Source organism: Methylomonas montana (genome assembly GCF_030490285.1).
GTDB classification, from domain to species: Bacteria; Pseudomonadota; Gammaproteobacteria; order Methylococcales; family Methylomonadaceae; genus Methylomonas; species Methylomonas montana.
The window spans coordinates 395,920-419,629 of record NZ_CP129884.1 but is presented as its reverse complement, the minus strand read 5'-3'; the positions used below and the strand labels follow the sequence as shown (position 1 = coordinate 419,629).

The window sequence follows — 23,710 nt, the reverse complement described above, 5'->3', positions numbered from 1 at the left end:
CTGAAATCTTATAAGCTTATCTGCATAGCACCGGTTATACCAGTGTTGCAAGCGGCATAGGTCATCGCGTAGCAACCCAGAACCTAAACATCTGGCGGCGATTCGGACCAAACACGCCATCCGGATGATTACCGCTCAAGACCCGTTTAGGTCAAACGCAGTAATCCAGGCACCACTGCCGCTATCGCTCAAAAATTACCCATCAGCCGTTTTCGTTAAATGACAAGCAAATCCCGAAACGCGCCCATCACCCCAAAATATCGAGAAAGCGATCGACTTGCTCGGCTGCCGTCGCAAAACTGGTCACCAAACGCACCAGCACTTCGTTTTCAGCTAGCAGACCAGGTTTGGCGCGCGGTGGATTCCATGGATAAAATACCGCGCCTTTTTCCTGGAGGTTATCCGCGTAGGCTTTATCCAAAACCGCGAATACTTCATTGGCTTCCGCGGGCCAGGCCAGTCGTGCCTGGTTGGAATGAACGATGCCATTTTGCAAGCGCTCGGCCATCGCATTGGCGTGGCGCGCCAGGTTCAGCCAAAGATCGTCGTCCAGATAGGCGTCAAATTGACTGGCGATAAATCGGCTTTTGGAAAACAGCTGTGCGGCGCGCTTGCGGATGAAGGGTAAATCCTTGGCTAATTCCGGATTCATAAACACCAAAGCTTCCGCGCACCAACAACCGTTTTTGGTGCCGCCGAACGAAACAATATCCACCCCCAGCTTCCAGGTCATCTCTGCCGGCGTCAGTTCCAAGGCCACCAATGCATTGGCGAAACGCGCGCCGTCCATATGCAGAGGCAAACCGTACGACCGGGCAATCTCGGCGATGGCGGTTATTTCATCCGGCCGATAAAGCGTACCGATTTCGGTGGCCTGGGTGATGGAAATCGCCATCGGTTGCCCGGCATGCACAAAATTAGGCGGGAAACGCTGAATTTCGGCCTTGAGATTGTACGGATCGATCTTGCCGTCGTCGCCATCGACCGGTGCCAGACGGGCGCCATGGGTAAAAAACTCCGGCGCGCCGCATTCGTCTTCCAGCATGTGCGCTTCGCGGTGACAAAAAGACACCCCGCCCGGACGGTTGACGGCGGCCAGCGCCAGGGAATTGGCCGCCGTGCCGGTGCCGACAAAATAAACCGCCACTTCACGCTCGAATAACTCGTTAAAGCGTTGCTCGATCTTGAGATCCAGTTCGCTGGCGCCATAAGGCGCAGCAAACCCGGCGGCGGCTTTTGTTAAACGTTCAGAAATGGCCGGATGCGCGCCGGCCCAATTATCGGATGCAAAATTCATGGGTAAAAACGCCAATCAAAAGAATAGTTCCCAGCCAATTTACATCATTCATCGCATTCCTCCCTGTAGGGACTGTCGTAAAAGTCAAATGTAGGTTGGGCAGACACAGCGAAGCCCAACATTTTAAGACAGCCTGTGTCGTTGCCGATTCGAAGCTCGCCCGATTTAACACCAGCATTGGCAATCTAGCCGTCACGTCTAGTACTAAATTGCGAATCCGCGGACGAAAATCGCGCCCGCTGCCCCAACCCAAAAAACACCATGGCAATCCCGGCATAACCCATTACAAAAGGCCAAGTGTAAGACGGGCCGTAAGCACTGAGGATGGCGCCGTTGGCTATCGTATAACCGTGCATCAAGCCGCTGGCGCTGATGCCGGCGGCGACCATCGCCCAGGCCGCCGCGGCGCGGTAATGTTTTTCGATCAGGCAAACCGTCATCGCCGACAGAATCATCGAGGTAAAAATAAAGCCACGCTCCAACGCAATCAATCCGGCAATCGGTATCTGCACGGATAGTGCCTGGGTGCCGACCGCCTCGACGTTGGTGCCGGCGGCGCGTAAGGCGCCTTCCAATATCAACAAGCCCCACGCCGCCAATGCCGGAAAGAAACCGACCACCACCGCCGGCGCATGCGTGCGCGGTGTGGCCTCGAAGGCTTGAGCAGCGATGGTGATGCCTATCCACAGCAGGATGGCGGCGCCCGCCTCCACCGGCACCAGCGCCGCAACGAAGCCGACCAGCCCCAGCAGGCATAGCAAGGTGATGGCGACGCCGTTGGCGATCGAGTAGCCGGCGCCGGCGCCCATCTTTTTCCAGCCGGGATGGCCGATGTAGATCGTGGTGGGGAACACGCTGCCGAAGCAGGCCGCCGCCATCGTGCCCAAACCGTTCATGGCCAGCGAACTCCGCGCCGGATAAACATCGCCGGCCGCCTCGGCGCTTTCCAAGTTCTGCAAGGAACCCAGCAGATTGAATAATCCCATCGGCACGATGACCGGCAGGAAGCTGATCATGTATCCGGAGAAGCTGGCATCCAGCATATCGGCGACGAACAGGTGCGGCATTTTTAATTCGATATGCATCGCCTCGATCAGGGCGGCGCCATCCATCCTGCCCAACCCCCAAGCCAGGCCGGTGCCCAGCAACACCGCGACCAGACCAGCCGGCACTCCGGCCGGCAGCTGCAAGCGACCGATGTATTGAATCAGGATCAAAGCCAGCGGCATGAAACCGACCAGGGGATCGGCGAAAATCCGAAAGCAAAAATCCATCGATATGAAAGTAATGGCGATACCGGCCAGCGTTGCCAGCAAGGCCGCGCGCGGGGTGATGCGTTTCACCCAGCCGGCGACGAAGGCGCCGCCGAATTCGATCAGCCCGGAGCCGAGGCAGGCAGCCAAGCCCACCTGCCAAGCCAGCTCGATATCCTGGGTCTGATCCAGCACCGGCTTCATCACAAACAAGATAAAGGCAAACAGCGAGACGGTATTAACCCCGTACGGTAAGGCCGTGACTAGCGGCTGCCCGGTTGCTCGGGCCAGCGTCCTGGCCTGAAAAGCATAAAACAGATTGCCGACCAACAGACTAACCGCAACGCCCGGCAGGATGCGGCCGAATACCATCTCGCCCGGCATATGCAGGATCGCCCCGCACAACACCACGATCAGGATCAACTGAATCAGATTATCGACAAACAAGCCAAAGAAGCCGTCCAAATCGCCTTGCCGCCACCAATGAAACTGGCTATTCATGCATACTCCCGGAAACCGGCTTTAACTGTCGAAAGACAATTTATCGGCAAATACCGCTTGCCAGTCTTGACTAAACTTCGCCACCGCCGCGTCAGTGGCCGGATTGTTCAGCATTTGCCGGGCAATATCCAGCGGCAAGGTGACCGCCGCTACGCCGTGTTTTAACACTTGCAAAACCTGCTGCACATTCTTGAAACTGGCCACCAACAATTTGGTCGGCAATTGATATCGATCGATAAACGCTTGCAAGTCGCCGACCACGCCGATACCGTCGAAGCCCAGATTGTCGATGCGGTTCAAGTACGGCGCCAAGTAATCCGCGCCGTTCCAGGCCGCCATCATGCCTTGCTGGACGTTGTAAATCGCGGTAGCCAATACCGGAATATTGTGTTGCTTGATTTGTTTGATGGCGCTCAATCCGGCGGCATGAGCCGGTATCTTGACAACGATGTCGAACGGCAGATCGTGCAATTGCTTGGCCTCGGCGACGATGCCGTCGACGCTGTTGCTGACCACCTGCACATGAAAACGGCTATCGGCGCCCAATATTTCCGAGAGCGCCGGCAGTAATTGCGTCAAGCCAATACCGCCCGCCGCCATGATAGACGGGTTGGTAGTCACCCCCGCCAGCGGCAAAATGTCGGATAAAATCCTGATTTCTTCTAAATTTGCGCTATCTAAATAAAGTTCGAACATAAAATGCCGGTTGGGCCGAGAGTGGAGATCAACGGCCGATTATATAGTTTCAACGCCCCGTTGTGCCGGATACATCCGCCGCCCAAACTAGCCGCCGGCTCATTTTTTCTGATAAGTGCCGATCAGCTCGGCATGAGCGAGGATATGCCCAGCCATCGCCGCTTCCAGCTGCGCCTTACTCGGTTGCTTGAGGTCCGGCAAGACAATATCCAGCGCATACAGCTTGTGAAAATATCGATGCCGGCCGATCGGCGGGCAAGGCCCGCCATAACCGATGCGTTGCCAGTCGTTTTTGCCTGGCAAGCTGCCGGCCGGCAATCGCGCGGCGGGCACCGCGCGGGGCAAGTCGGTTGTCGTCGGAGGCAGGTTATACAAAACCCAGTGTACCCAGGTCATTTTGGGTTTGGCCGGATCGGGCGCGTCGGGATCGTCGACGATCAACACCAGGCTTTTGGTTTGTGGCGGCACGCCGGACCAGCTCAAGGCCGGCGAGCTATCGTCGCCTTGACAGGTAAACTGTGCGGGGATTTCGCCTTGATGGACAAAGTCGGCGGAGTTGAGAGTCAGCGTCATGTTTGCTCCTGTTTCGGCCATAGCGTCGATGGCATAGGTAGTACTGAAAATAAAAACACCCAGGCAGATCGCGGCAAGATGTTTGTGTCGATTCATTGCAAACCTCGTGATTAAAGCCTCGCCAGTTCGCCAACCTTAAACCTAAGGCCAACATCTGGCAACCGCCTACGACGAGGACAATCAGGCCATCGAACCTATAGTTTTCCGGAAGCGGCTCAGCGCAAATAGAAAGAATACGCCGCCGATGGCCAACAGCGCTAAAAATTGCGGCCAGACGATGCCGAAATCCGCGCCGCGATACAGGATGGCCTGGGCCAACGCCACAAAATGCGTGGTCGGCGCCGCCAGCATGATGTTCTGCAACAACAGCGGCATGCTCTCGCGCGGCGTCATGCCACCGGACAGCATTTGCAAGGGCAGCAGGATAATCAGCAGCAGCAAACCCAGCTGTGGCATCGACCGCGCCAGCGTACCCAACAAGATCCCCAGCGAGGTGGTGGTAAACAAATACAAGGTCATGCTGGCAACGAACAAGACTAGCGAGCCTTGCAATGGCACGCCCAGCCAGCCCTTGACCACGATCAGCATCGATGCGGTCGCCACCAACACCACGATCAAGCCCATCGCCCAGACCTTGGCCATCATGATTTCGAAAGGCGTCAACGGCATCACCAGCAAGTGCTCGATGGTGCCGTGTTCGCGTTCGCGGATCAGCGCCGCGCCGGTCAGGATGATGGACAGTGCGGTGATACTGTTGACCAGCTCCATCACCGCGCCGAACCAGACCGAATTCAAGTTCGGATTGAACAAGGTGCGGATTTCCAGCTCGACCGGCAAAGCCGCCGGTGCGCGATGACCCTGGACGAAGGCGGTTACCTCGCCGTTGACGATGGTTTGCACATAGTTGTTGCCGATAAAGGCTTGGGCAATACGAGTGGCATCGACATTGAGCTGTACGGTCGGTCGCCGCCCGGCCAAAACATCGCGCTGAAAATTCGGCGGAATATCCAACACAAAAGTATACAAACCGGCATCCATGCCCGGATCGGCGGCGTACTGATCGATGATGGCCGGCGCCAGAAAATGCGGCGGATAAAAGGCGTTGGCGATGCGCGCCGACAACGGCGAACGGTCTTCGTCGACGATGGCAATCGGCGCCTTGTTCAGCGATTGCGGCAGGCCGGTGGCGATCACGTAGATCTGGCCGCTGAACGCGAAACCGATGATCGCCAGCATCAGCTTGTCGCGGCCCAGGCTGCGGATTTCCTTGATGCCCAGATGAAAGATATTGAGCAGCGTATGCATCTTAACGTTCCTGTTTTTCCAGCAGCGCGACGCCCAGTCCGACGACGACTAAAACCGCCAGCGCAATCGGCAGCAAATAGGGGCTTAACTCGGCGAAGCCCAAGGCCTTGGAGAAGGTGCCGCGGCAGATCGTCAAAAAATGCGTGCCGGGAAAAATCTCGCCGACGAAGCGGGCGCCGTCCTCCAGCGACGACACCGGATCGATCATTCCGGAAAAACGGTTGGAAGGGATAAAGGTGGCGATGAAAGTCCCAAAGATAGCCGCCACTTGGCTGCGGGTAAACACCGAGACTAGTAAACCGAAGCCGGTGGCGAAAGCGACATAGAGCAGCGCCGCCAAAGTCAGCAATAAAAAATCGCCCTTGTGCGGCACCCCGAACACCCACACCGCCATCGCGCACAGCAACAGAAAATTCACCATGCCCATCGCGATATACGGCAATTGCTTGCCGACTAAAAACTCCAATTTGCTGACCGGCGTGACGTATAAATTCAGTATCGAGCCGAGTTCTTTTTCCCGCACCACGCTCAACGCGCTGAGCATGGCCGGAATCAACATCAGCAGGATCGGAATCACCGACGGCACCATGGCCGGCAGACTCTTCACATCCGGGTTATACCGAAAGCGGGTTTCGATGTTCATCGCCGCGCTTGGAACCGCCTTGGCGGCGCGGCGGCGGGCTTGTTCCAACAGCCAGGTTTGATGCATGCCTTGCACGTAGCCGACGATATTTTCGCCCCGAGTCGGCATCGCGCCGTCGATCCAGGCGCCGATTTTGACGTTTTCGCCGCGCTGTAGATCGCGGGCAAAGTTGGGCGGAATCTCCAGAGCCAGACTCAGTTCGCCGCTACGCATGCGTCTATCGAGTTCTGAGTAATCGGCGATCGGCGCGTGGGCGACGAAGTAGCGCGAGCCGCCTAAATCCAGCGCGTAGTTGCTGCTGAGCGTGGTTTGGTCGCGGTCCAGCACCGCGAAACGCAGATTCTCGACATCCATGGTGATGCCGTAACCGAAAGTCAGCATTAGAAACAAGGTGCCGAACAAGGCAATCGATAAGCGAATCGGATCGCGGCGCAGTTCGATCGCTTCGCGGCGGCTGATGCTGAACAGGCGCAGCAAGCTGAAGCGCTCTCCTGGGGCAACCATCGTCCTTTCCCCGATTGCGGAAATTGGTTTTGTTCCCTCGCCCTCCGGGAGAGGGTTAGGGTGAGGGAAAAAAGCTGGCGCTTCATCGACAGTATCAACGCTGCCCGCGGCCGTTTTCAGATAAGCAATGAAGGCTTGCTCTAACGAGGCATGGCCGCTGTCCGCGACCAGCTTGGCCGGCGCGTCGCTGGCCAGCACCTTGCCGGCGTGCATCAGCGAAATCCGGTCGCAACGTTCGGCCTCGTTCATGAAATGAGTGGAGATGAATACCGTGACCAGATCGCGGCGGGCCAGGTCGACGATCAGCTCCCAAAAGCGGTCGCGCGCCACCGGATCGACGCCGGAAGTCGGCTCGTCCAGAATCAGCAAATCCGGACTATGGATTACCGCCACCGCCAGCGACAGCCGCTGGCGCATCCCCAACGGCAAGGCGTCCGGCAGGCTGTCGAGTGCGTTTTCCAGCATGAAACGCCGCGCCATATCGGCGACGCGCGCGGCAATCCCGGCTTCCGGCAGATGAAACAGCCGGGCGTGCAGCTCCAGATTTTGCCGTACCGTCAATTCGGCGTACAGCGAGAATGCCTGCGACATATAACCGACCCGTTGCCGGGTGGTCATATTATTGGCGTCGAGAACCTGTCCGAACAGCCTGGCCTCGCCGGCGCTGGGCGACAGCAAACCCGTCAGCATTTTCATCGTCGTCGATTTGCCGCAACCGTTGGAACCCAGAAAGCCGAAAATCTCGCCGCGCTCGATGCGCAGGCTGACATTATCGACCGCGACAAAATCGTCGAAGCGCATGCTCAGCCCATCCGCTTCGATGGCGACTTCCGCCGCGTCGCCGTTGTTACCGCGCGGCGGAATCACCACGGTTTTATGGCCTTGGCGTTTCTCCGCCGGCAATAAACTGATAAAAGCCGCTTCCAGGCTATCGGCCTGTGTTTGGGCGCGCAGTTCGGCGGCGCTGCCGGTCGCCAGTACCTTGCCGTCGTCCATCGCCACCAGCCAGTCGAAGCGCTCCGCCTCGTCCATATAGGCGGTGGAAACCAGCACGCTCATCCCGGTACGCCGTATTCTAATCCGCTCTATCAATTCCCAAAACTGGGCGCGCGACAAAGGGTCGACGCCGGTCGTCGGCTCGTCCAGTACCAATAAATCCGGATCGTGAATCAGCGCGCAACACAAAGCCAGTTTCTGTTTCATGCCGCCGGATAATTTTCCGGCCGGCCTGTCGCTGAAGGGGGTTAGACCGGTGCTGTCCAGTAGTTCGGCAATGCGTTCTCGGCGCTCGGCTTGTTGTTGACCGAACAAGCGGCCGAAAAAATCGACGTTTTCGAATACCGATAAAGTCAGATAGAGATTCTTGCCCAGACCCTGCGGCATATAAGCGATGCGCGGACAAACCGCGCGCCGGTGTCCGCTGTCGGCAATGTCGCCGCCCAGCGTTTCTATCGCGCCTTTCTGCAGTTTGCGTGCGCCGGTCAACAGCGACATCAGACTGGATTTACCGACGCCGTCGGGACCAATCAGGCCGACCATGCGGTTGCCGGGAATATCCACGCTGATGCCGTCCAGCGCCAAGGTATCCCCGTAGCGCAGGCTGACGCCGCTGACCCGAACCACAGGCGCGGACCGGTTCATTGCGGCAACTTGATTTCCAGGTTGGCGGGCCAGGCCGCGGCCGAATCGATTTTGACGTAAGCCACGCCCGGCACGCCGGTCTTTACCTGATTGATATGCTGCTTCAACAATTCGACATCGATGCGGGCGCGGACCCGAAACATCAATTTCAGGCGTTCGCTTTCGGTTTCCACGGTTTTGGGGGTGAACTGGGCCACGCTGGCGACGAAACTGGCCTTGGCCGGAATCACATAGCCGGGCAGCGCGTCGAACACCAAACGGATGTCGCTGCCCAAGGCCACCTTGCCGGCCGCCGCGGTAGGCAGGAAGAAGGTCATATACACGTCGGACAAATCCACCATGTTCAGCACCCGGCCGCCGGCATCCAGCACTTCGCCGGGTTCGGCGACCCGGTACTGGATGCGGCCGTCGATGGGCGCTTTCAATTCGCTGTCGTTGATGTCAGCTTGCAGGCGCACCACGGTGGCTTTTACCGCTTCTATCATCGATTGCGCCTGCACGACTTGCGATTTGGCAGCATCGATGCCGGCCCTGGCGGCTTCGACCTGGGCCAGCGCGGTATTGATCGCCGCCCGCATCCCCAACACCCTGGCGTTGTTGTCGTCGACTTCCTGTTGTGGCGTGGCACCTTCGCCGACCAATCGTTGCGACCTGTGCAGGCGCTTTTCCGCCGCATCGAACTCGGCCCGGCGCTGCGCGACCACCGCTTGCGCGGCGGCGTATTCGCTTTCGCGCTGGACGACGATGGATTTGGCGGTTTGATAGGCGTTTTCGGCTTCGCGAACCTTGGCTGCCGCTTCGGCTTGTTGAGCTTGCAGCACTTGGGTATCCATGCGTGCCAGCACGGTGCCGGCCTTGACGAAGTCGCCTTCCTTGGCGGCGATATCGACAATGCGGCCTGGAATTTTGGTGGCGATATTGATTTCGGTGGCTTCGATCCGGCCATTGCCGGTGACGATGTCGGCCGGCAAGCCGGATGGGCGCAATCCCCACCATAATGCCAATGCCGCGACAATGGCGATCAGCGCGAGCGTCAATGCGGTCTGTTTGCTCATTCGTCCTCCTTGGAGCGTTTGGGTTCGCTGGGCATCGGGTTCGCACCGCCGCCCAGCGATTTGTACAAGGCAATCAAATAGGTGGCGGTTGCCGCTTGCGAGCGGGCCAGATCGATCTCCGCGCCATACAGCGCGCGCTGCGCGTCTAACACGTCGAGAAAGGATATTACCCCTTCTTGATAACGCAATTGCGACAATCGCACCGACTCTTTTAGATCGGCGACCGCGCGAGCCAGGGCCTGCCGGCGAATTTCTTCTTTCAGGTAGCGATTGAACGCGGTTTCGGTTTCTTGCAAGGCTTCCAGCACCGCTTTTTCGTAGGCCAGATAAGCCTCTGTTTGCTTGGCTTCCGCCAGATCGATGCCGGCCTGAATCCGGCCAAAATTCAACAAGGGCTGGACCAGGTTAGCGGCAGTGCCGTATGAAAAAGCCGCCGATTTGAACAGGCTTTCGATGTCGGTATTGCGCAGTCCAAAAAATGCCGACAGCGATATTTTCGGAAACAGTTCGGCGATAGCCGCGCCTTGCATGGCAGCCGCCGCGGCGAGCCGGCGTTCGGCGGCACGCAGGTCGGGGCGTTGGCGGATGGTTTCGGCCGGCGATGCCAAAAATTGCCGAACCGGCGCCACCGGCATCTCGGCGGGATCGTTCAGTTCGGCGGCCAAGGCGCCGGGTTGTTGCCCAACCAGCGCCTCCAGTTGCCGCAGCGTCGCGGTCAGATTGGCTTCCAGTGCCGGCACCTGCGAGGCGGTGGTTTCGGCTTGGGCGCGGGCGCGCACCAGATCGTGACGAGCGCTGACGCCTTCGTTGAACAATTTCTCGGTCAATGCCAAGGTATGTTGCTGGGAGTCCAGATTGGAACGGGTAATGCGCAACTGGCTTTGCAGACTGCGATACTCGACGTAATCGCGCGCCAGCTCGGCACTCAAGCTAACCTGCGCTTGGCGATATTGTTCGCCGGCGGCATCGAGCTCGGCGGCCGCTGACTCCGAGCGGCGTTGCAAGCGGCCAAACAGGTCGATTTCCCAAAGCGCATCGAAACCCAGCTCGAACATATTGTATTTGATGCCGGGCGCCAGACCGGGAAACGGGTTGCTTTGCCGTTGCCCGCCGGCTGCCGCGTTGACGCTTGGAAACAATTCCGCGCGGGTACCGCGACGTTCCGCGCGGGCCTGATCGACGCGCGCCCATGCAATCTTGACGTCCAGATTGCCGGCCAGGGCCAGCTCCATCAAACGATCAAGCTCGGCATCGCCGAAGCTTTGCCACCAGGTCTTCAAGTCATCCGGGCTGGCCGGAGCCAAATCGCTCGCGGCCAGCCAATGCTCCGGTACCGAAGGCGCGACTTCCCGGTAATCCGGGCCCATCGCACAGCCCGCCAAACCGCTTAAAATCAAGACCCACCCGCGCTTATACCTCATAACCATGTCCTTTTAGAAAGAAGGAAAACCTGTTGCGTGAAGGTTACCGGCTTTTGGATTCGTACTGGATTTTGCTAAGACCGCGCCTGAATCGCCTTGGCTCGCGCTGCCATCGCCTCTGCCTCGACTGTTCGATTGAGCTTCCTGAGCAGATCCGCATAATTCAGAAGGCATTTCGCCACGTCGGGATGATCGGGACCGACGGCCTTCTCCCAGATCGTTAGCGCCCGCTGGAATAGTGGCTCGGCCTTCGCATACTCGCCTTGTGCGTGATACACCACCGCCAGGTTGTTGATGCTCAATGCCACGTAGGGATGGCTGGGGCCGAAAGCCTGCTCCCAGATCGTCCGCGCCCGCAGAAACAAAGGCTCGGCTTTCGCATACTTGGCTTGCGCCTGATACACCATCCCGAGATTGTTGATGCTTGCCGCCACTTCGTGATGATCGGGGCCGAAAGCTTGCTCCGAGATCGCTATCGCCCGCTGTAACAGAGGTTCGGCTTTCGCATATGCGCCTTGCGCCTGATACAGCATCGCCAGGTTGTTGAGGTTCGTAGCCAGGTCGGGATGGTTGGGGGCTAGGGTCTTTTCCAGAATGGCTAGCGAGCTCCGGTAGAGCGGCTCGGCTTTCTGATATGCACCTTGCGCCTGATACAGCGCCGCGAGGTTGTTCCGAACGGCCGCCATCTCGGGATGACCGTGACCTAGGGTCTTTTCCATAATGGCTAGCGACCGTTGGTAGAGCGGCTCGGCCTTCGCATACTCGCCTTGTAACTGATACAGCATCGCCAGATTGTTGATGCTCGATGCCACGCGGGGATGCTCGGTGCCGAGAGCCTTCTCCCAAATCGCCAGCGCTCGCAGGAATAACGGCTCGGCCTTGGCATACAGGCCTTGCGCCTGATACAGCGCGGCGAGGTTATTGAGACTCACCGCCACATCGGGATGGGATGGGCCGAGGGACCTCTCCCAAATGGTCAGCGCCCGCTGGAACAATGGCTCGGCCTTCTGGTACAGACCTTGTGTGTTATACAACTGCGCTAGATTGTTGAGGCTCAACGCCACGTCGGGATGGTCGGGGCCGAGTGCCTTCTCCCAAATCGCCAGCGCTCGCTGGAACAACGGTTCGGCTTGGGCATACGCGCCTTGGATCTGATACAACTGTGCAAGATTGTTAAGTGCCTTCGCCAAGTTCGGATGATGGGGACTGAGAGCTTGCTCTCGAATCGCCAGCGATCGTTGATAGAGCGGCTCGGCCTTCATGTATAGGCCCTGCGACTTATACAGCGCCGCAAGGTCATTGAGACTCTTCGCCACATCGGGGTGGTCCGGACCAAAGACTTTTTCTCGGATCGCCAACCCTCGTTGTAATAGCGGCTCGGCCTTCGGATACTGGCCTTGCCTGTGATACAGATCCGCGAGGCTGCCTAGGCTTTCCGCCACGTCCGGATGGTTGGGGCCCAGGGATTTTTCGCGAATCGCCAGCGCCCGCTGGCAGAGCGCCTCGGCCTTGGTATATTGGCCCTGCGCGTCATACAGATCGGAGAGATTGCTGAGAATCTTCGCGGTATCGGGATGCTCGGGACCTAGGCTCTTTTCCCGAATTGCCAGCCCCCTCTGATAGAGCGGCTCGGCCTCGGCATAACGGCCCATCGTATAGGCCATAAAGCCAGCCTTGTCGAGATAAAGAGGATTGTCCGGCTGCAATTGCAACGCCTGCTGGTAATAGCGGTTGGCGGCTTGGTAATCGATACGGGCATAGGCCAGTTCACCCAACTGATACGCCGCTTCAGCCGCATTTTCCGAGCCTCGCGTGAGCACTTGCATGAAGAGTTTTTCGGCATCGGCGATCTGCCCCTTGCTTAAAGCATCTTGCGCTTGCTTGATTTGTTCCGGCAGAACCTCGCGTTGAAGGTCGTCGAACGCTTTATAGGCTTGGGCGAGCTTGGCCTTGTAATCTTCCAGGGCACTTTCCGGATTGTTTATCTGGGCTTGTATGTTGGCGAGCCGAGCTTCGATCAAGCTGATTTTATCCTTATCAGCCGCGCCGGCCTCGCGCAGTTCCGTCCGCACTTCTTGTTCCTTGCGTTTTAATCCGGCTTCGTATTGCTCCAGGGTGATGCCAATCATGTTGACGTTACCGGTGGCCACAATGGCCGTTCCGCTGCCCGAAACGTTCCCGGACACGTTGCCCCCGGTCGCAATACCGCCGCCCGACACCGTAACGGTCGCCGCTGCCTTTGGCTTCTCGGAAAAGTGCAGATAAGCCTGCCACGCGGCCCCAATCGTTATCGCTAAACCGCCCCCCACAAACGCCAGCGTTTTCTGGTGGTTGGGTTTCGATAACCAGCTCCAAGCGCTACTTAGTCGATTCACTAATAATCCTAATGGGTTAGCACCGTGGTCAGTGTAAATGAATTAGCTATCCAACGACAGGAACATTGCGATTTTGCACTATCGGTGATCAAGCGCTAGTGCCTGTGAACATTTGCCCGCGCCGAGTACATTGGCGATACACTACAGACTTTAATTGCACCGGCATGATCGTGACACTACCCCTCGACTTTATCCAGCATTGCCAAACCCTGGTCGGCGTCGACAATGTGATTGCCGATCAGGCCAGTTTGCGGGTTTACGAATGCGATGCCTTATCGGCGTATCGGCATCTGCCGGAATTGGTGGTATTGCCGGAGACGGTCGCACAGGTGCAAGCCTTGTTGAAACTATGCTCGGAACACCGTATGCCACTGGTCGCCAGGGGCGCCGGCACCGGGCTGGCCGGCGGCGCCTTGCCTGTCGAAGGCGGCATTGTGCTGGGCCTGAGCAAGATGAAGCGAGTTCTGGCGATAGACCCGCTTAACCGCACCGCCACACTACAACCCGGCGTCCGCAATCTGGCTATTTCCGAAGCCGCCAAAGCTCACGGTCTTTATTACGCCCCCGATCCTTCCTCGCAAATTGCTTGCAGCATCGGCGGCAATATCGCCGAAAACGCCGGCGGCGTACATTGTTTAAAGTACGGCCTGACCGTGCATAACGTACTGCAACTCAAGCTGGTGACGATAGACGGCGAATTATTGGTGTTGGGCGGCTCCGGCCTGGATGCGCCCGGCTACGATTTGCTGGCCTTGGCCATCGGTTCGGAAGGCTTGTTGGGCGTGGTCGTGGAAATTACCGTGCGCCTGTTGCCTTTGCAACCGCAAACCCAGGTCTTGCTGGCGGCCTTCGCCAGTGTCGAACACGCCGGCGCGGCGGTCGCGGCCATCATCGCCGACGGCCTGTTGCCGGCTGGTTTGGAATTGATGGACAACGCCGCGATCCGCGCCACCGAAGCCTTTGTGCATGCCGGCTATCCGGTCGATGCGGCGGCGATTTTATTGTGCGAGCTGGACGGCCTGCCGGAACAAGTCGAGGCCGACAGCGCTCGCGCGGAATCGATATTGCAAAGCAACGGCGCCGTCGAGATTCGTAAAGCCAGTGACGACAGCGAGCGCAAACGCTTTTGGGCAGGGCGCAAGGCCGCGTTTCCGGCGGTGGGCCGCATTGCCAGCGATTACTACTGCATGGACGGCACCATCCCGCGCAAACATCTGGCGGCGGTATTGAAACAAATCGCCGAATTGGCCGAGCAATACCAATTGAGCGTGGTCAATGTGTTTCATGCCGGCGACGGCAATCTGCATCCCTTGATTTTGTACGACGGCAGCCGGGCGGACGATTTTCAAAAAGCGGAAACCCTGGGCGGCAAGATTCTGGAACTTTGCGTCGCGGTAGGCGGCACCATTACCGGCGAACACGGCGTCGGCATCGAAAAACTCGGCCAGATGTGCGTGCAGTTTCAAGCGGCGGAACTACAGCAGTTTCATCGCTTAAAACACGCCTTCGACCCGCACGGCTTGCTCAATCCCGGCAAAGCCATCCCCACCTTGCATCGCTGCGCGGAACTGGGCCGAATGCACGTGCATCACGGCCAATTGCCGCATCCTGAGCTGGAGCGGTTTTAATGCGAGATCAGGACTTGAGCGAGCCAATACGGCAGCAAGTGCTTGAGGCAATTGCGGCCCGTCGGCCGCTACGCATCGTCGGCAACGACAGTAAGGCGTTTTACGGCGGCGATTGCGAGGCGACCGCCCGCCTGGAAACAGCCGGCCATAGCGGCATCATAGACTACGAGCCCAGCGAACTGGTACTAACGGCCCGAGCCGGCACGACTCTCGCTCGGATCGCCAGCCTGTTAGCGCAACACAAACAAATGCTGGCTTTCGAACCGCCCAGTTTCGGCGGACAAGCCACGCTGGGCGGCAGCATCGCCTGCGGCTTTTCCGGGCCGCGCCGGCCTTTTGCCGGCAGCGCCCGCGATTTCATGCTGGGTTGCAAAGTCGTCAACGGCAACGGCGAGCTACTGAACTTCGGCGGCCGGGTGATGAAAAACGTGGCCGGCTTCGATGTGTCCCGGCTAATGGTCGGCGCGCTGGGCAGCCTGGGCGTATTACTGGACATCTCGCTCAGAGTGCTGCCGATGCCGGAAGCGGAATTGACCTTGGCCTATTCGCTGCCGGCCGACGCCGCCTTAACGATGATGACCGCCTTAGCCGCCCGCCCCTGGCCGCTCTCGGCGCTGGCTTACGACGGCCAGCAGTTGCGGGTGCGCTTATCCGGCGCGGCAGCCGCCGTGCAAGCCGCGGCGCGGCAATTGGACGGCGAAGTGGATTTATACGGCGACACTTTCTGGCTCGAGCTGCGCGAGCAACAATTGGCATTTTTCCAGCAACCCGGCGATTTATGGCGGATCAGCCTGGCACCTGCCACGCCGCCGTTGGCCTTGATCGGCGATTGCCTGCTGGATTGGGGCGGCGCCTTGCGCTGGCTGAAAACCGCACAACCAGCCGATAGCGTGCATGCGGCGGCGGCCCAGGCAGGCGGCCATGCCATTTGCTTTCGCGGCGCCGATAAAACCGATTGGATCAGGCTAGATCCGGCCTTATTGGCCTTGCAACAAAACATCCGCTCGGCGTTCGACCCGTTAAAGCTGTTCAACCCCGGCCGCTTGCAGCGCTGACTCCATCGCACCTTATGCAAACCCAACTTGCCGATTTCATTAAGCACTCTCAGGCCGGCCAGGAAGCCGAAAGCATTTTGCGCAGCTGCGTGCATTGCGGTTTTTGCAACGCCACCTGCCCCACGTATCAATTGCTCGGCGACGAACTGGACGGGCCGCGCGGCCGGATTTACCTGATCAAACAGCTGTTGGAAGGCGAAGCCGCGACCGAAAAAACCCAGCTGCACCTGGATCGCTGCCTGACTTGCCGCGCTTGCGAAACCACTTGCCCGTCCGGCGTGCAATACGGCCGCTTATTGGATATTGGCCGCGACTTGCTCGAAACCCGTGTCGGACGTTCATGGCGGCAAGCTTTGTTGCGGCGCTTGCTGCTGATCGGCCTGCCGTATCCGCGCCGCTTTGCGCGGCTGGCGGCTATCGGCGCTTGGCTGCGCCCTTTACTCCCGCCACGCTTGCGGGCCAAGTTACCGCCCAGGCAAGCCACTGATAGTTGGCCGGCAAGCCGGCATCGACGCCGGATGTTGATTTTGCAAGGCTGCGTGCAACCGACATTGGCGCCGCGCATCAATGCCGCCACGGCGCGGGTGCTCGACAAACTGGGTATCAGCCTGGAGCCGATAGCCAATTGCTGCGGTGCGCTGCCTTATCATCTGAATGCTCAGGCCGATGGTTTGGAGATGATGCGCCGAGTCATCGACGCCTGTTGGCCGCAGCTGGAAAACGGCATCGAAGCGATCGTCTCCACCGCCAGCGGTTGCGGCGTCACCGTCAAGGATTATGGCCTGTTGTTAAAGCACGATCCGCTGTATGCCGAGAAAGCCGCCAGGATTTCCGCACTGTGTAAAGACATCGGCGAGGTCTTGCAAGCTGAGGATTTATCGGCGCTGCAAACCGTGCCGCGCAAAATCGCTTTCCACTCGCCTTGCACTCTGCAACACGGCCAAAAGCTGAACGGCGTGGTGGAAAATCTGTTGACTGGTTTAGGTTTTAGCTTGACGCCTGTCGCCGACGCCCATAGCTGCTGCGGCTCGGCGGGTACTTACTCTATCCTGCAACCCGAACTGGCCGGCCGTTTACAAGCAGCTAAAATCGCCGCGCTGCAAGCCGAGCAACCCGAGCTGATCGCCACCGCCAATATCGGTTGCTGGCTACAGTTACAAGAAAAAGCCGATGTGCCGGTGCTGCATTGGATCGAGTTATTGCTTCCCCAGTCGACGCACTAAAGCAAAGCGCTCCAGCAGCAAGTGGGGTATCAAACCGGTCTTTGCGGTTGCCGCGCGCCATATAACCAGTAAACCGCGACGCCTAACAGATTCCAGATCAGAAAATACAGCTGCGTGGTGCGCGGCAGGCTGATAAACAGGTATAGGCAACCGGCGATAGCAAGCGGCCCGGTGAGCCAGGCCAACGGCGCGGAAAACTTCCGAGGCATATCGGGCTGCCGATGCCGCAACAGCAACATGCAAACCGCCACGGTGATAAACGCCAGCAAGGTGCCGGCGTTGGCCAGCGCGGCGATGTCGGCCAGCGGAAACACGCCGGCGATGGTGCCGACGATCGCGGCGGTAAACAGTTTGGTGCGAACCGGCATGCCGCGCCGCGACACTTTTGCCAGAGCGCGCGGCAGCAAGCCGTCGCGGGCCATTGCGAAGAAAATCCGGCTCTGCCCGTAAAAAAAAGCCAGCACCACCGTCGGCAAGGCGATCACCGCCGAGGCCGCCAACCAGCGCGCCGCATTGGGCCGCCCCAACTCGCGCAGGATCAAAGCCAGCGGCTCCGGACTATCGGCAAAGCGGCGAAAATCCAGCGCACCGAGCGCCGCAATTGCCACCGCAATGTAAATCGCCACGCAAATCAGCATCGAGCCGACGATGCCTATTGCCAAGTCGCGATCTGGATTGCGGGTTTCTTCCGCAGCCGTAGCGATGGCATCGAAACCGTAGAATGCAAAAAAGATGATCGCCGCCGCAGCCATTACACCGCGCTCGACACCATCCGCGCCCAGGGTCTTAATAAAACCGAAAGGCATGAAGGGTTGGAAATGTTCGGCTTTGAAAAGCGGTAGCACCACCATAATGAACAGCAGCAAGGCCGTTAACTTCACGACCACCAACACGGCATTGACGCTGGCGCTTTCTTGGGTGCCGACCAGCAAAAGTGCGGTGACCACCAGGATGATAAAAATGGCCGGCAGGTTGATCAAACCGCCCAGTTCCGGGCCTTGCATCCACTGCATCGGTACGCCTAGTCCTTCCAGCAATAAGGGCGCCGCGTACCCCGACCAGCCGACCGCAACCGCGCTGACCACCAGGGAATATTCCAGGATCAGGCTCCAGCCGACAAACCAGGCCGCCCATTCGCCGATCACGAAATAAGCATAGGTGTAAGCACCGCCGGCGGCGGGCATCAACGTGGCCATTTCCGCGTAAGCCAACGCCGCGCAGGCGCAGATAATGCCGGCGATGATAAACGCCAGGATCACCGCCGGTCCGGCCTTGGCCGCACCGACCCCGATCAAGGTCAGAATGCCGGTGCCGACAATCGCACCGACACCCAAGGCCATCAGGTGCGGCCAGCTTAATGTGGGCTGTAGTTTATGCTCGGTAGGCATGTCGCCAGTCACCGGCCATTGCTTGCGCGTACGCCAATTTTTCACACTCTTTCCCCCGTTCTGGTTTGCATGCTGGCAAGCCGGTAAAATACCGAGCTAATTCGATCCGCCCCAATGGAATCCCACATGAAAATCATCTCCTGGAATGTCAACGGCATCCGCGCCGTGCAAGATAAAGGTTTCGCCCAAACGCTAACCCAGCTCGACGCCGATTGCGTATTGCTGCAAGAAACTAAGGCTCAAGACGATCAAGTCCGTAAGGCTCTGGAAACTATAGACGGCTATCATCTGTACGCCAATTCCGCAGAGCGCAAGGGCTATTCCGGCGTGGCGCTATTGAGCCGGCAACCGCCGATCCAGATCGTCCACGACATGGGCATCGCCGAACACGACCAGGAAGGCCGGGTCATCGTCGCCGAATTCGAAAAGTTTTATCTGTTGAACGTCTATGTGCCCAATTCCGGCGATGGGCTGGCGCGGCTGGATTATCGTCAGACTTGGGATAAAGCGTTTTTGGCTTATATGCAAAAGCTGCAAAGCCAAAAACCGCTAATTGCCTGCGGCGATTTCAATGTTGCCCATCAAGCCATCGACATCGCCCGGCCCAAGGCTAATTACAATAAGTCGGCGGGTTATACTCAAGTCGAGATCGACGGCTTCAGTCGCTTCATCGATGCCGGTCTGGTCGACAGCTTCCGCCATCTATATCCGGACACGGTTGCTTACAGTTGGTGGAGCTACCGCGCCAACGCCCGCGAAAAGAACATCGGTTGGCGGATCGATTATGTCTTGACCAGCCAAGCGCTGACCGGACAAATCAAGGACGCCTTCATCCTGCCGGATGTCACCGGTTCCGATCATTGCCCGGTCGGCATCGAGCTGGCGTTTTGAGCATCAGCGACCGCCAGCATCTGCTTCGGCAACATCGTCACACGCTGCTGGCCTGCGAGCGCTGCCCGGCGATGATAGGCTCGGTGGTAAGCGGCAATCCGGTGCTGTCGCCAATCATGCTGATCGGTCAGGCGCCGGGCGACAAGGAAGGCAAGTTCGGCAAACCGTTTGCATGGACGGCCGGCAAGACCATGTTTAAATGGTTCGAACGGATCGGCATGGACGAGGCCAGCTTTCGGGAGCGGGTGTATATGGCAGCGGTGTGCCGCTGTTTTCCGGGTAAAAATCCCAAAGGCGGCGACCGGGTGCCCAGCCCGCGGGAAATCGAACAATGCGCGGACTGGCTGCAAGCGGAAATGAACTTGCTGAAACCTAAGCTAATCATCCCGGTCGGCAAGCTGGCGATTCAGCAATTGTTGAGCGTCGATAAGCTCAGCGAGGTGATTGGTCAATTGCATCGCGCGACTATTCACGGCCACGCGACCGATGTGATCCCGCTGCCACATCCGTCCGGCGCCTCCACCTGGCACCGCACCGAACCCGGTGTCACTTTATTGGGATCGGCGCTGGCGACGATTCAGAGCCATCCGGCCTGGCTAAAAGTTTGCGAATAGCTCGACCGCGCCACTCGCGGTTTATTTGTCGGCTACCGGAGCTGCCTCGGCTTCCGGTTCCTTAACCGCCAGCGTATTCCCTTCGATCTTGAGCAAAACCGAATTGGTCTGGTGCAGCTTCAATGTCGCCAGGTTGCGCCATTGAGCATTGTCCAACTTGCGGAAGGCGGCAAAAAAACCCAGGAAGCGGGCATCCGCGCCCGGCTCGATCGGCAGGGTTTTGGTTTCGCCCGGCTTGATCAACAATTCTTGTTTCCGCAATAGTTCGCCAGCCAGCGTGGCCTGTTCCTTATCGAACAAGGCAAAAAAATCGGCGCCGGCAAAATTGCTGTGTTCCCGCAATTCGTAGATGCGCAGCAACACCGGCGCCGCCTTGCCGCTAGCGTCCGGGTTGATCATCGCGGCGCTTTCCAGTTGCAGGTTGACCAGCGTCGGCGGCAGCGGCGCCGGCTGTTCCGGATCGCTGGCACAAGCGGTCAGCGCAAAAACCAACAAAATCGGCAGTAATCTAGGTAGCAACATACGATATTCCCTTTCAAATTCTGGTTGGATACATTCTGCCATAGAGACTGACTATTGCCGCAAAGAAGTATTGGTAAACACGATCCATCAGCCAATAAAGTTGTGATCTTACAGTGCCTATCTCAGCCACAAGGCTATCCTGATTTGTGTAACCCCCACCTTTTAAAATTTCTGGTCGGGTTTACCGAAAGTCCGCTGGTGTTGTGGTTCGGCGGCTGGCTAATCACAATAGTCTGTGTGCAAGCGGTTTCCTTGTTGTTTTATCATTGGCTGGAGATGCCCAGCATGACCTTAGGGCCGCGAGTGATCGATCCCATAGCCGCCATCGGCTCGCCAAAGTTATAATCGCACCCAGTATTCCTATTCCATTCCCAATTAATTATGCGCCTAACTACTGCCATTCCATTTGGATTATGTAGCGTTGCCGCGATAACCTTGTCTGTCACCGCGCACGCCGGCTCAACGGCTCAAGACTGGGCAAAAATCACCACGCCGACCTCAGGTCGCGGACTTAGCCAAAGCATAGGCACCTATACTAGTGGCTGCATCAGCGGCGCGGTCACCCTGCCCCTGAACGGTCCTGGTTACCAAGTGATGCGCTTGTCTCGCCATCGCTATTACGGACATCCCAATTTAATCGGCTTTATCCAGCAACTGGGCGAATTCAGCATCGAGCAAAAACTTGGCTCGCTGTTAATTGGCGATTTAGGCCAGCCCCGTGGCGGCCCCACTTTAAGTGGGCACCGCAGCCATCAATCCGGTCTGGACGTGGATATTTGGTTTTTGTTATCGCCACAAGCCGGCAGCCGACCGCTAACCACCAACGAGCGGGAAACCTGGAGCGCGCCGTCGGTCGTGGATATGCAACACGATACGTTAGACTACAGGCATTGGTCGCTTGATCAGGCCAAAGTGCTGGAAGCAGCGGCGCGCCAGCCTGAAGTGGACAGGGTTTTCGTCAATCCGAGTATCAAGCAGGCATTGTGCACCAACAAAACCGCCGCATCCGGCGAATGGTTGCGCAAGATTCGGCCATGGTGGAAACACGACGACCATTTTCATGTGCGTTTGAGATGCCCCCCGCACAATCCGCACTGCGACGGGCAAGATCCCTTGCCGACCGGCGACGGTTGCGACGCCAGCTTGGCCTGGTGGTTTTCCGCGGAAGCTAAAGCGCCGTCGAAAAACGTGCCGTTGCCGCCACCGCCTTTGCCAGATTTGTGCGAACAGCTTTTGCATCAGCCTTAATCTGGCGAATTACCCGACACTGCGAGCACTTGCCAGGATATCGCCTCCCGATTAGAACTCCAGGCGGGCGCCCATAGTGAATAAATGACTTTCCACATCTCGGTACCCCACTAGCGCATCGTAGTTTAAGAAAGCACTAAAGCCCTGAGCAAAGGTACCGGATACGCCGGTGCCGACCGTAAAATAATTACGGTCCGGCGCGTTGGTGATGGTATTAAAAGACAAGCCGCTGGTAGTATCACCCAGAAAACGCACGGCGATATTGCGGCTACCGTCTTTGTACTGATGATGCCACTCGCCGCGCAGATTCGGGGTAAACACGCCCCATGACGTGCTAACTGCATAAGAAATCTGATTACCAACCGTGGTGGTGACAGACTCGACGCCTTGATCGGAAAAGGCCATGCCCCAGCCGCTACCACCCGATTCGCTAAAAGCGTCGACATCGAGCTTTATGTAATTGGCTTTCACATACGGATTAATCAGCCATTGCTTTACCGCAAAGTTATAACCGCTGCCCACGCTAACCGAATATTGGTTTCCGGTAGGCGCGGCTTTTGCCAACGTGTTGACAGTTTCCGCCGGCACCGTATATTGAATATGCCTAACCGACGCATAATCAATAGCACCCATGGTAGCCACGCCGTCGAAGTACAAGTTGTCCGTCGCGTTATAGGTACTGTAAAGCGCGCCGGTATAGGCGTCACTATCCAAAGTACCGCCATTCCGATCAAAACTCGACTCGGTGCGGGTGTAAGTAAACGCGGCACCTACGATCAAATCGTTACCGAATCGATAGTCTACGCCGGCATTGATGCTGCCGCCATTCAAGTTATAACCGAGTTGGTTAACGTCCGTATCGACATTCCCGGTATTGTAACTGCCGTTGACAAAACCACCCAGCCGGTCCCAAACGCCGCCGCTATCGCCAGCTGCACCGCCAACCGGATTGGCAAACGAAGCCAAGTTGATCGGCACTGCACCACTCCCCAACCCGGCAACTTGAAAGCCGCGCGCGCCAGCCCGTAAGGCTGACATTCGACCGGCAATGGCATTAAAAGATGTACGCGTAGCAGAAACGCCCTGTGAAGGTATTTGTTCCGGGGAGGTCTGTTGCAATGCGGTAAAGGTCTGCGGAACCGCTTGGCTAAGCGCGGCACCGACCAACCTATCGCAACGCGTCTGAAATTCGCGTTCGTTGCCGCCAATCGGACAGGCAATTTCAATCACATTCGCCATATTGCTTTGGCTGCTATTGAGCCCGCTAGTATCCTGTAGCAGCCCTGCAATCGGCGAAACCGCGTGTGCAGAAGCCGATAAACTTAATGTAACCAACCATGCAACCCGTTCCCAGGAAACCTGACGGCCATCATTAAATAGTGTTCTGCCAGATATTAATCCGGTCTTATTGTGTCTTGTCATAATTTCTCCCCCCCATTAAATTTTATTAAACGGCTGCATACGTATGTTAAGCACACGGAGAGGCTTTCGCCAAGCGCCCTAAACCCGTCTAATTTACGCGCCTGAAATACCACAATCAGCTATCAAGAACGCGCTTGCAAAGTCAAAGTACCGGCCGGTAATTTCAAAAAGCATAGCCGATAAAATAAATACCCCCCACCTTACTATGAAATTACTGACCCCCACACTATTTCTATTGCTGATTTAATTTCATTAAATGAGCAGATCTTAAAAAAGCTTCAGTCGCTTTGTTACTGCTCTTAAAGAAAGCATTGTCAATCTCCAGCATATCGACATTCAGGGTGTCTGGCGGCGAATAAGTACGCTTCCATGCGCACAATTATGCTGACGCTAAGCTGCCGGGTTCGAATAAATAGGTGCGGCTGCGCTGGCTATCGGTTTCCGCCAGCAGGCGC

General features: G+C 57.7%; 19 protein-coding genes. 7 read left to right on the top strand and 12 right to left on the bottom strand.

Annotated elements, in window-relative coordinates; genetic code table 11:
- Nucleotides 1–247 precede the first annotated feature (247 nt).
- From QZJ86_RS01970 to QZJ86_RS01930, 9 genes are all read right to left on the bottom strand, one after another.
- Nucleotides 248–1,297, bottom strand: a complete 1,050-nt coding sequence (locus QZJ86_RS01970; protein WP_301935993.1) for a threonine aldolase family protein — start codon at nucleotides 1,295–1,297, stop codon at nucleotides 248–250.
- Between the two features lie 185 nt (nucleotides 1,298–1,482).
- Nucleotides 1,483–3,051: an NCS2 family permease gene (locus tag QZJ86_RS01965; RefSeq protein ID WP_301935991.1), complete on the bottom strand. Its 1,569-nt coding sequence runs from the start codon at nucleotides 3,049–3,051 to the stop codon at nucleotides 1,483–1,485.
- Nucleotides 3,052–3,072: 21 nt separating this feature from the next.
- Nucleotides 3,073–3,747 (bottom strand): transaldolase family protein, encoded by a 675-nt coding sequence (locus QZJ86_RS01960; protein WP_301935988.1) that lies wholly within the window; start codon nucleotides 3,745–3,747, stop codon nucleotides 3,073–3,075.
- A 99-nt stretch (nucleotides 3,748–3,846) separates the two neighbouring features.
- Complete coding sequence (locus QZJ86_RS01955) at nucleotides 3,847–4,416, bottom strand: YbhB/YbcL family Raf kinase inhibitor-like protein (RefSeq protein ID WP_407081633.1); 570 nt, start codon at nucleotides 4,414–4,416, stop codon at nucleotides 3,847–3,849.
- Between the two features lie 84 nt (nucleotides 4,417–4,500).
- Nucleotides 4,501–5,625, bottom strand: a complete 1,125-nt coding sequence (locus tag QZJ86_RS01950; RefSeq protein ID WP_301935986.1) for an ABC transporter permease — start codon at nucleotides 5,623–5,625, stop codon at nucleotides 4,501–4,503.
- A 1-nt stretch (nucleotide 5,626) separates the two neighbouring features.
- Nucleotides 5,627–8,413, bottom strand: a complete 2,787-nt coding sequence (gene rbbA / locus QZJ86_RS01945; RefSeq protein ID WP_301935985.1) for a ribosome-associated ATPase/putative transporter RbbA — start codon at nucleotides 8,411–8,413, stop codon at nucleotides 5,627–5,629.
- Nucleotides 8,410–9,468: an HlyD family secretion protein gene (locus tag QZJ86_RS01940; RefSeq protein WP_301935984.1), complete on the bottom strand. Its 1,059-nt coding sequence runs from the start codon at nucleotides 9,466–9,468 to the stop codon at nucleotides 8,410–8,412. The genes rbbA and QZJ86_RS01940 overlap by 4 nt, the downstream gene beginning before the upstream one ends.
- A complete protein-coding gene (locus QZJ86_RS01935; protein ID WP_301935983.1) occupies nucleotides 9,465–10,889 on the bottom strand; it encodes an efflux transporter outer membrane subunit in 1,425 nt (474 codons plus the stop codon). The genes QZJ86_RS01940 and QZJ86_RS01935 overlap by 4 nt, the downstream gene beginning before the upstream one ends.
- A 74-nt stretch (nucleotides 10,890–10,963) precedes the next feature.
- A complete protein-coding gene (locus QZJ86_RS01930) occupies nucleotides 10,964–13,264 on the bottom strand; it encodes a tetratricopeptide repeat protein (RefSeq protein ID WP_301935982.1) in 2,301 nt (766 codons plus the stop codon).
- Between the two features lie 170 nt (nucleotides 13,265–13,434).
- Here QZJ86_RS01930 and QZJ86_RS01925 point away from each other — a divergent pair, with 170 nt between their 5' ends.
- Genes QZJ86_RS01925 through glcF form a run of 3 tightly spaced genes read left to right on the top strand, consistent with a single transcriptional unit; the run spans nucleotide 13,435 to nucleotide 17,170 of the window.
- Complete coding sequence (locus tag QZJ86_RS01925; protein WP_301935981.1) at nucleotides 13,435–14,892, top strand: FAD-linked oxidase C-terminal domain-containing protein; 1,458 nt, start codon at nucleotides 13,435–13,437, stop codon at nucleotides 14,890–14,892.
- Nucleotides 14,892–15,947, top strand: a complete 1,056-nt coding sequence (gene glcE / locus QZJ86_RS01920) for a glycolate oxidase subunit GlcE (protein ID WP_301935980.1) — start codon at nucleotides 14,892–14,894, stop codon at nucleotides 15,945–15,947. Before QZJ86_RS01925 ends, glcE begins: the two co-directional genes overlap by 1 nt.
- Before the next feature lie 14 nt (nucleotides 15,948–15,961).
- Entirely contained in the window at nucleotides 15,962–17,170 is a 1,209-nt protein-coding gene (gene glcF / locus QZJ86_RS01915) for a glycolate oxidase subunit GlcF (protein ID WP_301935979.1), read from the top strand.
- A gap of 29 nt (nucleotides 17,171–17,199) precedes the next feature.
- On the opposite strand, the gene QZJ86_RS01910 is transcribed toward glcF, so the two are convergent.
- Nucleotides 17,200–18,603 (bottom strand): amino acid permease, encoded by a 1,404-nt coding sequence (locus QZJ86_RS01910; protein WP_301935978.1) that lies wholly within the window; start codon nucleotides 18,601–18,603, stop codon nucleotides 17,200–17,202.
- Nucleotides 18,604–18,684: 81 nt separating this feature from the next.
- Here QZJ86_RS01910 and QZJ86_RS01905 point away from each other — a divergent pair, with 81 nt between their 5' ends.
- Nucleotides 18,685–19,449 (top strand): exodeoxyribonuclease III, encoded by a 765-nt coding sequence (locus QZJ86_RS01905; protein ID WP_301935977.1) that lies wholly within the window; start codon nucleotides 18,685–18,687, stop codon nucleotides 19,447–19,449.
- Between the two features lie 71 nt (nucleotides 19,450–19,520).
- Complete coding sequence (locus QZJ86_RS01900; RefSeq protein ID WP_301938871.1) at nucleotides 19,521–20,063, top strand: uracil-DNA glycosylase family protein; 543 nt, start codon at nucleotides 19,521–19,523, stop codon at nucleotides 20,061–20,063.
- Between the two features lie 21 nt (nucleotides 20,064–20,084).
- On the opposite strand, the gene tssJ is transcribed toward QZJ86_RS01900, so the two are convergent.
- Entirely contained in the window at nucleotides 20,085–20,585 is a 501-nt protein-coding gene (gene tssJ, locus QZJ86_RS01895) for a type VI secretion system lipoprotein TssJ (RefSeq protein WP_301935976.1), read from the bottom strand.
- A 144-nt stretch (nucleotides 20,586–20,729) separates the two neighbouring features.
- Between tssJ and QZJ86_RS01890 the strand changes: the two genes are divergently transcribed.
- Nucleotides 20,730–20,930 (top strand): hypothetical protein, encoded by a 201-nt coding sequence (locus QZJ86_RS01890; RefSeq protein ID WP_301935975.1) that lies wholly within the window; start codon nucleotides 20,730–20,732, stop codon nucleotides 20,928–20,930.
- A 36-nt stretch (nucleotides 20,931–20,966) separates the two neighbouring features.
- A complete protein-coding gene (gene mepA / locus QZJ86_RS01885; RefSeq protein ID WP_301935974.1) occupies nucleotides 20,967–21,833 on the top strand; it encodes a penicillin-insensitive murein endopeptidase in 867 nt (288 codons plus the stop codon).
- 51 nt (nucleotides 21,834–21,884) lie between these two features.
- Here the strand turns inward: mepA and QZJ86_RS01880 are convergent, their stop codons facing one another.
- Nucleotides 21,885–23,072, bottom strand: coding sequence for an autotransporter outer membrane beta-barrel domain-containing protein (locus tag QZJ86_RS01880; RefSeq protein ID WP_301935973.1), 1,188 nt, complete (start codon nucleotides 23,070–23,072; stop codon nucleotides 21,885–21,887).
- Nucleotides 23,073–23,710: the final 638 nt, after the last annotated feature.